This is a genomic window from Oleidesulfovibrio sp. (assembly GCF_047973035.1).
In the GTDB taxonomy this organism is placed as follows: domain Bacteria; phylum Desulfobacterota; class Desulfovibrionia; order Desulfovibrionales; family Desulfovibrionaceae; genus Oleidesulfovibrio.
In genome coordinates this window covers 24,674-38,992 of sequence record NZ_JBKEBF010000020.1, presented here as the reverse complement: position 1 = coordinate 38,992, position 14,319 = coordinate 24,674, and the positions used below count along the sequence as shown (strand labels likewise).

General features: G+C 51.6%; 10 protein-coding genes. 6 read left to right on the top strand and 4 right to left on the bottom strand.

Annotation, left to right across the window (positions count from 1 at the left end; translation table 11 throughout):
- Positions 1–210 precede the first annotated feature (210 nt).
- Positions 211–1,164, bottom strand: a complete 954-nt coding sequence (locus ACK5LI_RS06110; RefSeq protein ID WP_416947247.1) for a hypothetical protein — start codon at positions 1,162–1,164, stop codon at positions 211–213.
- A 206-nt stretch (positions 1,165–1,370) separates the two neighbouring features.
- Here ACK5LI_RS06110 and ybgF point away from each other — a divergent pair, with 206 nt between their 5' ends.
- From ybgF to ACK5LI_RS06080, 6 genes are read left to right on the top strand one after another with little or no spacing between them, the layout of a single operon-like run.
- A complete protein-coding gene (gene ybgF / locus ACK5LI_RS06105) occupies positions 1,371–2,198 on the top strand; it encodes a tol-pal system protein YbgF (RefSeq protein WP_416947245.1) in 828 nt (275 codons plus the stop codon).
- Positions 2,199–2,216: 18 nt separating this feature from the next.
- Complete coding sequence (dprA, locus tag ACK5LI_RS06100; protein ID WP_416947243.1) at positions 2,217–3,605, top strand: DNA-processing protein DprA; 1,389 nt, start codon at positions 2,217–2,219, stop codon at positions 3,603–3,605.
- Between the two features lie 36 nt (positions 3,606–3,641).
- Complete coding sequence (locus ACK5LI_RS06095) at positions 3,642–4,043, top strand: hypothetical protein (RefSeq protein WP_416947241.1); 402 nt, start codon at positions 3,642–3,644, stop codon at positions 4,041–4,043.
- On the top strand, positions 4,040–4,879 hold the full coding sequence (locus tag ACK5LI_RS06090; RefSeq protein WP_416947239.1) for an HDOD domain-containing protein: 840 nt from the start codon (positions 4,040–4,042) through the stop codon (positions 4,877–4,879). The genes ACK5LI_RS06095 and ACK5LI_RS06090 overlap by 4 nt, the downstream gene beginning before the upstream one ends.
- A gap of 8 nt (positions 4,880–4,887) precedes the next feature.
- Positions 4,888–5,847, top strand: a complete 960-nt coding sequence (locus tag ACK5LI_RS06085) for a diguanylate cyclase domain-containing protein (RefSeq protein ID WP_416947237.1) — start codon at positions 4,888–4,890, stop codon at positions 5,845–5,847.
- A complete protein-coding gene (locus tag ACK5LI_RS06080; protein WP_416947235.1) occupies positions 5,822–6,820 on the top strand; it encodes a tyrosine recombinase XerC in 999 nt (332 codons plus the stop codon). The genes ACK5LI_RS06085 and ACK5LI_RS06080 overlap by 26 nt, the downstream gene beginning before the upstream one ends.
- Positions 6,821–6,879: 59 nt before the next feature.
- On the opposite strand, the gene ACK5LI_RS06075 is transcribed toward ACK5LI_RS06080, so the two are convergent.
- The 3 genes from ACK5LI_RS06075 to ACK5LI_RS06065 form a co-directional block, all read right to left on the bottom strand.
- On the bottom strand, positions 6,880–8,001 hold the full coding sequence (locus tag ACK5LI_RS06075; RefSeq protein ID WP_416947233.1) for an NAD(P)H-dependent flavin oxidoreductase: 1,122 nt from the start codon (positions 7,999–8,001) through the stop codon (positions 6,880–6,882).
- A gap of 95 nt (positions 8,002–8,096) precedes the next feature.
- On the bottom strand, positions 8,097–11,108 hold the full coding sequence (locus ACK5LI_RS06070; protein WP_416947231.1) for a PD-(D/E)XK nuclease family protein: 3,012 nt from the start codon (positions 11,106–11,108) through the stop codon (positions 8,097–8,099).
- A 10-nt stretch (positions 11,109–11,118) separates the two neighbouring features.
- Entirely contained in the window at positions 11,119–14,319 is a 3,201-nt protein-coding gene (locus ACK5LI_RS06065; protein ID WP_416947229.1) for a UvrD-helicase domain-containing protein, read from the bottom strand.

Here is a 14,319-nt window from a genome sequence, read left to right as displayed (position 1 = left end):
GCTCTCGGAGTGTAATTTGAGGAGAGGCGAGAAGCGGAACAAAAAACGAAGGACGCTGTGCCTTCATCTGACGCTAAGCTGCGCCGTAACTTACGAAGTATACGAGCGCTGAATACATTTACGCCTGTAAGGTTCTGTTTTTCGCAGAACCTTACAGGCGTAAATTAATAACTATATTATCAGGTTGATTGTAGTATGAAGCGTGGCATGCTAAAGAAGTCCGTAAATCCGAAGGCCTGCCAACATTTGAACTGCAAAGCCGGTGACAAGCAAGAACAGGGCGATAATCATACCCGGCTTGTGGCGCATGGGTGTGTTGCTTTTGGCTATTACAGCCCAGAGGATGCAGGACAACAGCGGCAATGCAATGCCAGCTGCCCACAAGGCAAGAAAAGGGTTCTGTATGGTAAAGGGAGTGATAAGGGACTGTGACATCCAGACAAGCAATGCCGCCGGAACGGTCTGCAACATGCTGGGAAAAAGTGCGCATTTCGCACAATATGCTGCGCTGAAGTTGTAATAGTCACGACCGAAGTTGTCTGCTTCGCGGCGCATCAGCAAATAGCAAAGCCCGAGTCCTCCGGCTGCTCCCATACCGGCGATTAAGGCCTGAGCAAGAAGAGGCCAGAAAACGGAATAGATAGGAATGGAGTATACGGTAAGAAAAACATCGACAAATGAAGAGCCGGAGGAAATGGACTGACCGGAAGTCAGAACGGCTCTCTTAAGGCCCAGAGACAGAAAAACAGCAGTGAACATAGCAAGCCCCGCCAAAAGCCCGAGAAGCTTATGCAGTGCTTTATTTTTTTTCAGAGAATTCCATGTGAGCGAATAGGTAACCTGCAGGGCGAAAGCGAATGTCAGCACACCTAAGGCTGCCATCAGGGGAAGACGAAGAGGGCCTTCAAAAAGAGCAGGTTCTTCAAGGGCGGTATGCAGTATGCCGGCGGCCATGGTGGTAAAGCAGAGTACACCCAGCGTGGTGGCCATTGTAGCGAGTTGCTTGGCAAATTTATCGTAAAAAACTTTTTTCCGACTGGAAGCCAGAATCTGGCTGGTGAGCGTGATCAGCGGTGCGCAGATAGTTGCCAGCAGGCAGACGCTGAACGCGGCACCGGCAAATACAAACACCGGCTGCAGGGGATCAGATATAAGTGGGGTCATTGTGAAAGAGGCTCCTTGGTGAGATTCACCCAGTTTGCACACCATAAAGGTGGCATGGGTCTTTTGCCTTAAAAAGCCACTTGATGCAAGTTATACAGGGTTACCGAGGCGTTGAAGCGGTAAGTTGTCTTGATTAATACCCGCTTGTCGCCTATTTAAATGTGATGCATTGCAAAGACAAGGTTATGTGCACCGGAGGCGCTGGAATGAGAATTCGGCAGAATATGTTGTTACTGCTTGTTGTCGCAGGACTTTTAAGCTTTTTGGGCTGTACCCCGCGAAATGGAGAGAGCCTGGGCGCTAGCAGCGAATGGCGCTTACAGAATCTTGAAGCGAATCAGCTTGAGACGCAAGAACAAAGTCGTGCAGAAAAAGCAGAAGTTGCCAGCCGGTTGCAAGCTCTTGAAAAGCGTCTTGCGAGAGTAGAAAAAGATCTTGCGGAAAGCCTGCATGGTGCTGCCGCTGCACAGGCAGAGGCGGAAGCCCTGCGTGCTGCCATGAATGCAAAAAAATATGCAGATTCTTCTGTGGTAGCTTCTGTAAAGGTTGAGCAACACCAGCCCGCAACAAAGACAGTGGTTCCTCCAGCCTCGCCCGCCAGCGCAGATTCGCAGCCTGCAACGGTGCAAGTGAAAAGTGCTTCAGCCAGGGTGCCGGTTGCCAGTGGCGAAACTGAGCGATATCAGGCTGGTGTTAATGCCGTAATGAACGAAGACATTACTTCCGGCCGAAGCATACTTGAAGCGTTTCTAGCTGATTTTCCCGACAGCGGGCTTGCACCCAATGCAAGGTATTGGCTGGGAGAAACGTACTACCATGAAAAACGCTACGCAGAAGCCATACTGACCTTTAAAGAAGTTGTGCGAAAGTACCCGAAGCATGGCAAGGCTGCGGCTGCAATGCTGAAGACCGGTTTTGCGTACGATATGCTGGGCGACAAAAGTAACGCACGTTTCTATTTGCAGACTCTTGTTGACGAGTACCCTGGTTCAGAGCCTGCAGGGCTTGCCCGCAATCGTCTGAAGTCCCTGTAGCCTGCCGGAAGTGAATGCGTGTCTTTTTCCTTCAGAGGCGAACCGCCGCTGAAAGCCGAATTGCCTCAGCCCAGCGGTGAACATCCAGACGCCTATACCTTGCGCCACATGAACGAAATGCAGCGTAAAGATTTCTGGGCCTGTCTTGCTTTGCGGTATTCTCAGGGAGTCGGTCCCAGAACGTGGAAACGTCTGCTGGAGTTTTATCCTTCTCCGTATGACGCAGTTGTATCTGCGGCAGATTGGAAAGCGGCCGGGATTCCCTCAAGTCGGGCTGAATATTGTGCTCGCGGCGCATGGCGCGCGGAAGCCCGAACTGAATGGGAAGCAGCCGGTAAAGCAGGGTACAAAATTCTTTTGTGGAATGACCCGCGCTATCCTGCCTGCCTGAAGCAGATTCCTGACCCGCCGCTTTTTCTGTACTATCTGGGTGATGCCTCACTTCTCTCTTCAAATATGGTAGGTGTGGTGGGCGCAAGGCGTTGCTCCCGTTACGGGCTTGATGTGGCTGCAACGATCAGCCGCCAGCTTTCTGAAAAAGGCATCACTATCGTTTCCGGTATGGCGCGAGGGATAGACAGACAGGCTCATCTAGCTGCGTTGCAGGCGATAGGTAGTACGGTTGCCGTACTCGGAAACGGTCCTGACCAGATTTATCCCCCTGAAAACAAAGACGTGCTGCATGCTCTTGCGCATCAGGGGCTGGTTGTTACGGAGTTTGCTCCGGGTGTTCCTCCGGAAGGTAAAAATTTTCCTATCCGTAACAGGATAATCAGCGGGCTGTCAGTGGGTATTCTTGTTGTTGAGGCTGCAGCCAGAAGCGGTAGCCTGATCACTGCACGTCTTGCCCTTGAGCATGGGCGCGAAGTGTTTGCCGTACCGGGCAGAATCACTGCACAAACATCCTCCGGCTGTCACGAGCTTATCAAACAGGGGGCTCGTACCGTATGCAGTTCTGATGATGTGTTGCTTGAGCTTGCAGTTGTTCTAAGGTCGCAGGTAAGAACTAAAGCTGAAAGCTTTCCGGCTACTGATGAGACGCAGGGTGGTTTCCTGTTGCAGCAACACTGTGGCTCGTCGGAAGAAGCATTTGTAGCCGGAGAAGAGCATCCAGAATCAATTGAGCATGTTGACGATTTTGCTTGCTCTTCTGGCCTTGTATGCGGTTGTCAGGATAGTAATTCGAATGTGGCAAAGTCGCAGAATAACCATGCTGTAATTGATAATTTTGAAATAACAGATGAAGATAAAGTGCTGTCTGTGCTTGCACGGTCAGGCCAGCTTCATATAGATGCTTTACGCAGAGAGCTTGCGTGGGATGCCGGCAGAGTCAGCACTGTTTTGCTGTTGCTTGAGATGGCAGGTTCCGTCCGGCAGGCTCCCGGTATGATGTATAGTGCTGCGTAGTTTTTACGACACTGATTTTTTACTACGGATTCGTACATGCAGAAAATCCCTTTAAAACTTGCGGCTCCCGGCATGAAGCTGGCTAAGGCTGTAGAACGTGCAGACGGCATTACTCTGATCGGTGAAGGAACCGAATTGAGCGAAGCTCTGATTGCCCGTATAGGTCAGACAGGAGTGTCCTCTATAGTTGTGCAGGGAACCCCTGTTGATTTGGATGGCCTTGATGGCGGTGCTGACTATGGCAAAATCCGTAAGCGTCTTGGGCCTCTTTTCCGCAAGCACGAAGGGGACCGCTTTATGCTGGCGTTACGCGCCACGCTGGACAGGTATTTTCATGCTAAAGCAGCAGAAGCAGCGGCGGAGGCTGCTGCGCTGAAGGCTGCTGAAGAGGTAGATTTGCCTGATGCGGAAGAAGCAGAAGAAGGGCGTCAGGTATGACACAAGATTTGATTACGGAATATAAAGGGCAGATTCTGGCGGTTAAAAATTTGCCGACCTTGCCCGATGCTCTTGAAGAGGTTTCGCGTCTTGTTGATGACCCCAACTCGTCTTCTGAGCAGATTGCAAAAGTTATCTCTTATGATCAGGTACTTTCCGCAAAAGTACTGAAAATGGTCAACTCGCCCATTTACGGGTTTCCCGGACGGATTTCTTCTGTCCAGCATGCTCTGGTCCTGCTGGGTTTCAACGTCATCCGCGGACTGATTATATCTACTTCAGTCTTTGATGATATGAACAAGACCATGGTGGGGCTGTGGGACCATAGCGTGGGGTGTGCACTTGCCAGCGGTGAAATTGCGCGGATTCTGGGGCTTAAAGATCCGGAAGAGTATGCTGTTGCAGGGCTGTTGCATGATCTGGGTAAAGTTGTCACTGCAGTACAGCTGCCGGAAGCCAAAAAATCAATTGATGCTCTGGTGCAGGCAGAAGATCTGACGTATCTTGAAGCAGAAAAGCGTATACTCGGTTTTTCACATGACAGAGTGAATCTGTGGCTGGGTAAACATTGGAACTTGCCACCCAACATCAGCGAAGCTATTGCGTACCACCACAAGCCTCTTTCTGCTCAGCACTACACGCAGTTTGCCTGCGTAGTGCATATTGGCAACTTCCTTACCCGTGTATTCGAGTACGGCAATGGAGGTGATGAGAACGTTCCGTATATGTTGCCTCAGGCCATGAAGCTGCTTAATCTGAACCAGCGTTTACTGGAGCAGGTGCTTGATGCTCTGTGTACTAAATTCATTGAAGTTTCAGAACTTAAGCTGGGATAGAGGATACTGTGCCGCACATTGGTAATGGTCTTGCTGGGAGGCGACTACGTGCCTTTTTGGTTACTTGTGAGCCATCCGTGCTGGATATGGTTTCCGCTTTGTGGCCGGAGGAGGTTATGGCGTGGACATCGTTTGAGTGCGGTGCCGTGGCGCTGGAATCTATTTTTTCCGACCCTCCTGACCTTGTTCTGGTTGATATGGTGCTTGCAGATATGCAAGGAACCGACTTGGTGCGCATGGTAAAAAGCGAGAATGTGTACCGGCAGGTGCCCGTGATACTCTGTCTGGAGCACCAGACTTTGCAGGGCGGTTTTGATTGGTCAGAAGTTGAGGCGGATGACTTTCTCGTCCGCCCCCTAATTCCCGAAGTAGTCAAAGCGCGTGTGGATTTGACGATGAATCGTGCTTCGCGCTCGCTGGACGCAAATCCTTTGACGCGGCTGCCGGGCAATACTTCCATCATTCATTTTATTCAGGAGCAGATAGACCGCAAAGCTGATTTTGCTTTTGGCTATGCTGACCTTGATCACTTCAAATCGTTTAACGATAAATACGGCTTTTCACGTGGTGATGAAGCGCTCATGATGACTGCCCGTATCATTGTAAATATAATCAAATCATATACCGGTACGGTGTCTTTTGTCGGGCATGTCGGCGGAGATGACTTTGTGTTTGGTCTGCCGTTGGATTTGATCGAAGGAGCATGCCAGCGCATAGTTACCAGCTTTGATTCCATTGTTCCTCATTTCTATGACGAAAAGGACCGCGAGCAAGGCGGGATTGTTTCTACCGACAGACGCGGCGAAATTCAGTCGTTCCCTTTGATGGCCATATCTATTGCTGTGGTGGTTAACGTCAATGGCAAGCTAGAGCACTTTGGTGAGGTTTCCGCCATCGCATCCACGTTGAAAAAGAAAGCAAAAGAAGACCCGCGGAGCAATTATGTCATGGACAGACGGCGCACTTGAGCCGAACCTGCCCCCGTTGCCTGATATGGCTGAGATGTATATGGGGCATCTTGCGCTGGAAAAAGGATACTCGTCTGCTACTGTAGAGGCATATGCCCGTGATCTTGCACAATTCGAGTCTTTTATTCAAAGCAAAGGGGGTACTCTGGATGCTCCGGCGGATGTGACTACGCGGCAGGTACATGATTTTTTGGCAAATCTGCATCGACAGCAGGTAGGCAAGACATCTATGGGGCGCAAGCTTTCAGCGTTGCGGGGATTTTTTCGTTATCTGGCACGCAGGGGGATTCTTAAAGCTATCCCGACAGACGGGGTATCTAACCCCAAGCAGGAGCGACGTAACCCCAAAGCCTTGAACGTCGATCAGGCGTACGCTGTGCTGGATGCGAAAAAGCAGAAAGTGCAGCGCGCGGCAAAAGAAACACGGCAGGCGCATAAGGCAGAACAACTTGCCCGTGATCTTGCGCTGGCAGAATTGCTTTATGGGTCCGGCTTGCGAATTTCAGAAGCTCTTGCTTTAGACCTGCGTGATATTGAACCATCAAGCGGACTTGTCCGCGTTATGGGTAAAGGCCGTAAGGAGCGTATCGTACCGCTTTCTGATACCAGCCAGAAAGCACTTGATACGTGGCTGGACGTACGTGACGTGCTGGACGCTTCGGGCGGTAAGGAACAGGCGGTGTTTCTTGGTGCCCGCGGTGGCAGGTTGAACAGGCGGCAGGCATTGCGGATTATCGAGGACTTATGCCGTATGGCAGGGCTGCCGCAGACTATTTCGCCTCATGGATTGCGTCATTCCTTTGCCACGCATCTTCTGGAAGCTGGTGCGGACATGCGTAGTGTGCAGGAGTTACTGGGGCATGCACGGCTTACAACTACTCAGCGATACACGCATCTGAATCTTTTAAAGCTGGTTGAGGTGTATGACAGAGCGCACCCAGGAGCGCGGGTGAGCAGCCGGAAGTCAAAGTGATTGTCGTGTTATTGAATAAATTGAAAAGCGCCCCCGAGTTTTCTCAGGGGCGCTTGTTTTTAGGAAGCTTGAGGTATAGAGCGTAACGTGCCTGCAGCATCGAACTCTTTTCCCAAAGAGCCTACAAGGTCCTTTACAGACTGGATTTTATCTACTCTGTGCACATTGACTCCAGAGAAGGCAAATCCTTTTTTAAGGTTACCTTTTTTTGCATTAAGCAAAGCAGCTGCAATGCAGTAAGGGCTTTTTTCCACCTGGCATGAACGAATGCAATGGAAAGGGCATTTTACCGGATGGCGTTTGCCTTCATCCACATCCTGAACAAAAGAGCTGCGGATGGCTCTGCCGGGCATGCCGACAGGGCTTTTGATAACCACTATATCTTCCTGCTTTGCATCGACATACGCCTGCTTGAAGCGCTCGTCAGCGTCACACTCGTGCGTTGCCACAAAACGGGTGCCCATCTGAACGCCTGCAGCGCCCATTTCGATGAACTTGTGAATATCTTCGCCGGTGTAAACGCCACCCGCGGCAATGACGGGGATGCGCTTGTTATGCTTTTCTTCAAATGGCTTGACGGCTTCAATGACTTGGGGGATTACGCTTTCAAGCGAAAAGTCAGGGTTGTCAAGCTCTTCCGGCTTGAAACCCAAGTGGCCGCCGGCTTTGGGGCCTTCTACCACAAAGGCATCAGGCAGGTAGTCAAAGCGGGACATCCATTTTTTGCAGATGACGGAGGCCGCACGGGCAGAAGAAACAATAGGCACCAACTTGGTGTGCACTTCTTCCTTGCGCTGTTCGCAGGCTTCCTTCAGGTATTTGGGCAGGTCAAGCGGAAGGCCTGCACCTGAGAAGATTATGTCGATCTTCTCGTCAATGGATGTTTTTACCAGATCAGCAAAGTTGGTCAGCGCAACCATCAGGTTTACGCCAAGTACTCCTTTGCTTAATTCTTTTGCACGGCGGATTTCCTTGCGCAGAGCGCGGACGTTCGCCTCGAGCGGATTTTTAGCAACATCCGGCTCGTTCATGCCGATCATAGCGCCTGCAATAACGCCGATGCCGCCCTCGTTGGCAACAGCGCTGGCCAGGCCGGAAAGTGAGATTCCTACCCCCATCCCTCCTTGGATGATAGGAACTCGGGCGACAATGTCGCCAATTTTAAGGTTTGGAAAAACCATGATTCAGTCCTCCATGGGGCAGAACCGCCCCGAATGATGAAGCTTTTGTCCAGACAAGGACAAAAGCGAAAGGGATTGGCGCTCATTGGACGCACCTATCCCGTTGGTCCCTCAGGGCGGAATGTACACAGATTGGCATAAAAGCACCAGTCACAATGTTTTCCTCGCCTCGGGCGAAAGGAGGAGGAGCTTGCAAGGTGTCGTAGTATAAAAGCAAGCACTGTTGGAATTTGTTGTGAAACAATGTAGTGTAACGTTTCATCATTAATGGAAGCAGGAAGCAGAAGTTCCTCTTTGCCATGTTCGCGCAGCGCCACCCATCCGGCGTTTCCTACCTCCTGTCCGCTGGCGGCACCATATAGGTGAATATAAAATGGCAGCTGTATGCTGTGCAGATTGTCAGCAAGTGCAGTCAGCGGGTCATCCTCAACCTGATCTGGCTGCCATACTGCAAGCCGTTTCCAGAGCTGCTCATCCTGCCAGACAGGTGGTCTGGGTTTTTGAACGGAGCCGGTTTTGTAATCCAGTATGATGCATTTGCCGTCGCGTTCATCCACTCTGTCCAGACGACCAGTCAGCCATCGCTTTGCGCCGTTTATTTCTATGGCAGCTTCCAGCTTCTCTTCCAGTTTGATGATACGGGTCAGATCGGGTTGGTTATTAATAAAGCGTATCAGCCTTTCCGGACCGGAAGCCTTGAGCATTGCATAGGAGTCATACGGAAGCGTATTTTTAAGGTCGCTTTCAAAAAGCTTTTTGCGGAAAAGAGTACACAGGCTGTCGCGATTCAAGTCTTGCCTGCTTACTTCTTTACCAACAAGCGGAGTGTAAAATTCCTGAAGGACTCCGTGGAGCAGGTCCCCGACGGCCAGCGGGTCATCGCCTTCGTTTACTTCTTCTGCCGGATTGATTTTGCAAAGGCGCTCATAGAAAAAACGCACAGGGCAGGTCAGGTAGGTGTCGAGAGCGGTAGGCGCAACAGGTCTTGACAGGAACTCCTGCACCTTTTGATTAATGGCTTCAGAACGTTCTATAACGACATCAGCCATACTGATTGCCGGAATGGTGTAGGTAATAGCGTGAATCGGCGCGGAGCCTGCAACAAGCAGTTTTTCTTGCCGTTGCTCTTCCTGCCACACCAGCTCTTCCAGAAAGCGACTTCGCAACTTTTTCTCATCCAGAAGGCCGGACTGGGATGTGCCCGCCTGATAGAGTAATGTAACTTTGCGGGCTCCGTTAATCAGGCGGAAGAAGTTGTACGCTGAGACACGTTCGCGGTGGCGGATGTCGGGCAGGCCAAGGAGCCCGCGCAGATTCTCCGGCAGCAACGGGTCATTGCCGGGAGCACCCGGAAGGTTATCTTCTGTCGCATCCATCACATAGACGTGATTGAAGCGCAAAAGGCGTGACTCCAGCATACCAAGTACCTGTAAGCCGGTCAGCGGTTCTGCTTCAAAAGGAACACGTTCCGCATTCAGCATTTCCCGTAAAATGGTGAACAGCAGCCCGTTTGTCAGCGTTGTTCTGCTCATGTGGCTTTCACGTAATGCCGGAATCACATGATGGATAAGGCGGTACATGCACTCGGCGTCCACAGGGAACCGGCTCCACATGTCTCCGCCTTGTTCGATCAGCATGACGCAAAGGTCTGATAATGCCTCTGCCATAGCGTACGGCGTGGTCACCTGTTCCCAGCGCGAGAGAGTAAGTGCAAAAATACGCTCCAGCAGCTGGCGCGCTTCTTCCGGCGAGGTGGTACAACCTTCCAGAGTACTTTCATACGTGTCTTGTTCGATATGCCGCGGGTCAGTGTGGCGGGCACCTTTACGAACAGAGTTTTCCAAGGCGTGCAGTATACGCTGTAACGGTCGTTCATCGCCCACAGCCAGCATTTTAAGGTATGGATGGCGTATCAGATCAATAATCTTGCGCCACGGATAGCCGGCCTCAGTTCTTTCTTCCTGCAGATCCATGATGGTATCCAGCAGGCGGGAGAGTGGAGACTTGCCAAGCGGATACCCCATAGAGATGTTAATATCTTTCTGGGGCAGATGATGCAGCAGGGGCATCAGCATTCCTGAATCAGGCAGAACGATAGCGGAGTTATCCAGCGTTGTTGCTTCGCGCAGTTGCATTGAAAGTGCATCAAGCTGTGAATGCAGGTCAAAACCTTCGTAATAGCTTATTGCCGGTGTGATATCCTCTGGGTTTTCCAACAGAAAAGCATCTGTTTTCCAGTCTTTAAGAAGCGTCACATGCTCTCTGCACGACCAGTGCTGTCTGCCGCTTTGTTCTGCAATTGCCGGATCAGTATGCAGGATGAAGCGTGCGCCATACTGTTCTCGTAATGTGGTGAATACTTTTTTTTCCACACCTGTCAGGCCATAAAAACCGGCTATGAAAAATTGCTTACTTTCAAAAGTGGGAATATGGTTGTCCAGTAAAGAAACAGCCCTGAAGGCATCGTACCCCGGCGTTGTCCAGTTGCATGCATCCAGCTGAGCCGTGTACAAGTGGTGGATAGAACCTAATTGTTCCAGAAGCCTTGCGGCAAAATCTACTACATCGCCTTCCATGTAGTGATAATCATCCGGAACCATGCCTTGGTTGTAAAAGTCTTCCAGCAAGGCGGCAAGACGCACTCCCCAAGGGAAAAAACGTTTGGCATCCGTAAGGGGCAAAGCAGTAAGCGGGCCACGGGGGCTGAAGGTACTTGTTGTATCAAGGTCCGCTTGATTGATGTCATTTTGTTCGCCAAGACCGAGCGCCTGCACTGATTCGAACAGCAGGCCCACACGGTCAAGCAGTTCAATGGTTTTAGGGGGAGTAGGCTCTGTCTGTGCTCGTAAACCGGAAAGAAACTCACTGACAGAGAGCATCTGAGGCATCAGGCACGGACGCTGAACCAGCGGCGATGTGCGGAATAGCTCCGTTAAGTAACGGCGAGGCCGGCCATGCGGAAAAATAATGACGGCATTACCGGTATTGCCTGCTGTTTCCTGCAGCACAACGCGTAGCAAGGCTTGTAGAAAATCGTTCTGCCACGGAACGATGCCAACGGACCCCGCCGGCAGGCTGGCAGGCATATTGAAACTGGAAGATGTCATAACTTGTGCCTTAGGAATCTACGGTAATTGTTTTTTGCAGGTCCAGATAGACAATGACGCCCTGCGCAGGGCGCGTTGAAATCTGTTTCAGCAGGTTAAGGTAGCGCGTTACCTGCTGTCTGTGTGCAGAGCTTTCCGATCCTGTTTTGTATTCAACTATGGTGCACGCATGGCCGTTGTCTACGTACAGGTCAACACGGTGCATCGCACCGTCGGCATCCATGATGCTTTGTTCAGGAATACCGTATGAGAGCCACTCCGGCATCTGGGGCAGTGATGCCGCCCAACTGAGCATGGAGTATAGCTCTGCCTCTGTTTTTTCTTTGTCAGGCAGAGCGAATGGCAGTTTACTTATGCTGTGGTCAATGGCGCGGCGCACATCGGCTTCTGCATCTCCTGTCAGCGTGAGGGCTTCCATGCAGCTATGCGCCAGCTCCCCGCGGCGGCGTTCGTCAAAGACCATTTCTTCCAGCGGATTGCGGAAGATTTTTAAGGTCGGCAGCCATTCCATGGGAGTCCATTTCGCAGGTTCGGAGCCCTCAATCTGTTCTTGAGGAGTGCAGGTGCAGGATTCTTCACACGGCGCAATGCACGGGTCGGCAGCTTTTTTCATTTCGGCCTGATTTTCAGGAGATTCACCCCATTGAACTGTTTCTCCTGCCTCTGGAAACTCATCTCCCAGAACGACCCGTAACGCGGTCAGCATTGGGGCGCTATCTTCATTGCGTGAAGTGCTGGTCAGAAACGCATGTAATTCATCCACAGGGCGGGTCCATGCGACGTACAGCAGGTTGAGTTGCTCGCAGGCTTCTTTGGCTCGCTCATTGTACCAGCTGGTGCCCAGTTCTTTACAACTGGTTACCATTACGTCCATTCCGTCAACCATGGCTCGGACGGGAGTGCTGCTGTTTTGCAATGCGTGGTGATGAAACGGGATAATGACCACAGGGAACTCAAGCCCTTTGGATTTGTGCATGGTCATGATGCGGACAGCGTTCAGGTTGTCCGGCATGGGGACTTTTTCTTCTTTGCCGTCCTCATGCCAGTATTCTAGGAATGTTGAAAGAGACCGCATCCCTTTGGAATCGGCAGCGTGTATGATTTCTAAAAAGCGCCGGATGAATACTGTGTCCGTGGAGTGACGTTGGTCAATATTAAAGCGGTTGAACAGTTCCTGAACAGTGTCATAAGCGCTCATCAATCCCGCCTGCGCATAAAACGGGGCAAACCATGTATCCCAAAGTTCCGGAAATGCCTTCCGGAACGCAGGCAGAAGTGGCGTATTGTCACGTGAGGCCAGCCAGTCGTTGACAGAAGCACCATGCAGACACGCTGCTCCCCCGAAAAGCTCGCAACCGGAAAGCACAGTGCACAGTGCCAGCTCATCCAGAGGGTAGTCGAGGAATTGCATAAAAGCGACAGTCTGGCTGATAAGCGGATGATCGTTCAGGCGAAGGCTGTTTTCCGTAATGACGGGCACATTCCAGTCGATCAGCCAGCGGACGATCTGGCCTGCCTCGCTATTGGAACGGACAAGGACTGCAATATCCCGCCACTGCCTTCGACCTGTCAGTTCGTGCATGACCAGACCGTGTAGTTCCTCGCGGACACTATCCCGCAGTGACTCAGCAGATTCAGCTGTAATGTTGTACAGGCGCACCAATCCGCCGGAGTCTTTTTTAAATTCAGGAACCTGCTGTGATGTTCCTGCAAACGAGCGCTGTATGCGGCTGGCTGCATTTTCAACAACTTCATCAGGGGCGGATGAATCGCAGATGGCCTTTGCAGCCTGACGGGCGATTGCTTTGTCAGCCAATGGTTCAAATATACGGTTGTTGGTGGTCACAACAACCTCGCTGCTTCGCCAGTTGAACGGCAGTGGGTCTTTTTGCGGCTCAGGGCATATGGACAACAGCTGCGGGTCTTCCAGCACGCCGTCGAACAGGTCGGAGTCGCCGCCGCGCCAGCTGTAGATGGCCTGCTTAACGTCGCCCACATAGGTTACGCTGCCGCCTTTTGCCATGCATTCAATTGCCAGCGGCAGCATGGCTTGCCACTGGTCGTTACTGGTATCCTGAAATTCGTCTACCAGCAGGTGGGTGAGCTGTGTACCCATGCGGCAGAATGCTTCCGATGCACCGGCTTCGCCCGACAGCACTGTGCGGGCGTATGACGGCCAGAGGGCGTTGGGTACCATGCCGTCCTGTTTCAGTACGGTGTGGGCTTCTTCTGTTAACAGGTTTACCAGCCGGATAAACGGCGCTTGTTGCAATGCCTTACGCAGTAGTTGGCCCTCTGTGTGCAGCCATGCGTAATCGTCCGTCAGCTGTGAATGGGCAGAGTATAGCCCGTCCGAAGCAGCGCCTTTGGATTTTTTATTCAGGCACTCATTGAGATCCTGTTTGGTTCCCATCGCTGATATGGGCGGTGATTCCAGCTGTCCAAGTTCTGTGACCTTAGACAGAAACTTTGTGTAATGTGCGCTGGCTGAAAGATTTTCCGAACTGATGCCCTGCAGGATGAACCGCGCTGAATCCTGTAGAGAAAGCATTCTGTTTATTATGCGCTTTTTCAGTTCTTCGGAATCTACCGCAGGCATTTCTTCTTCCGGATGGCGCATTCTGTAGCGCATCAGGCTAAGCAGATTGTCACGCAACCTGTCGCCCGCCATAAAGCCTTTTGTATTGCCGTGATAAAGTAAAGATTCTGACGCGTCTTCCAACAGTTCCTGAAGCTCGCCGGAGTCGGTGCGCGCTTTGTCCAGCAATTTGTCATACAAAGGATCAAAAATATCCTTCTCGTCAAATACCGGTTCAAAATCAGGCGGCAGGCCAAGCTCCAGAGCGCACAGGCGTACAAGCATATGCAGGAGGCTATCAATGGTGCGCACATTAAGCGATGAATAACGCTTTAACAGCGTGTTCACCCAGCGGCGTGCTGTTTTAGGTTGCCACTGCGCCGCAGGACCACTGGCCCCCATGCCAAGAGCCCGCTCTTTCAAGGTACGGATAATCCGCTCCTTCATTTCTGCGGCAGCTTTGTTGGTAAAGGTGACGGCGAGAATTTCCGGCCAGCAATATTCTGAGGATGTAGCGTTAAGGCCACAGGCAAAAGGCGAGTCTTCGGACGCGGCCTGCAGCCTGTCCAAAAACTCGCCGGTAAGGCGATACGTCTTGCCGGAACCGGCAGACGCTTTGATTTGACGTAGCAT

What these genes read in the sequence shown, in the direction of transcription:
- ACK5LI_RS06080 (WP_416947235.1), top strand. Translation starts at nt 5,822, where the DNA reads ATGTCATGGACAGACGGCGCACTTGAGCCGAACCTGCCCCCGTTGCCT.
- ACK5LI_RS06075 (WP_416947233.1), bottom strand. Translation starts at nt 8,001, where the DNA reads ATGGTTTTTCCAAACCTTAAAATTGGCGACATTGTCGCCCGAGTTCCT.
- ybgF (WP_416947245.1), top strand. Translation starts at nt 1,371, where the DNA reads ATGAGAATTCGGCAGAATATGTTGTTACTGCTTGTTGTCGCAGGACTT.
- ACK5LI_RS06065 (WP_416947229.1), bottom strand. Translation starts at nt 14,319, where the DNA reads ATGCTACGTCAAATCAAAGCGTCTGCCGGTTCCGGCAAGACGTATCGC.
- ACK5LI_RS06070 (WP_416947231.1), bottom strand. Translation starts at nt 11,108, where the DNA reads ATGACATCTTCCAGTTTCAATATGCCTGCCAGCCTGCCGGCGGGGTCC.
- ACK5LI_RS06095 (WP_416947241.1), top strand. Translation starts at nt 3,642, where the DNA reads ATGCAGAAAATCCCTTTAAAACTTGCGGCTCCCGGCATGAAGCTGGCT.
- ACK5LI_RS06110 (WP_416947247.1), bottom strand. Translation starts at nt 1,164, where the DNA reads ATGACCCCACTTATATCTGATCCCCTGCAGCCGGTGTTTGTATTTGCC.
- ACK5LI_RS06090 (WP_416947239.1), top strand. Translation starts at nt 4,040, where the DNA reads ATGACACAAGATTTGATTACGGAATATAAAGGGCAGATTCTGGCGGTT.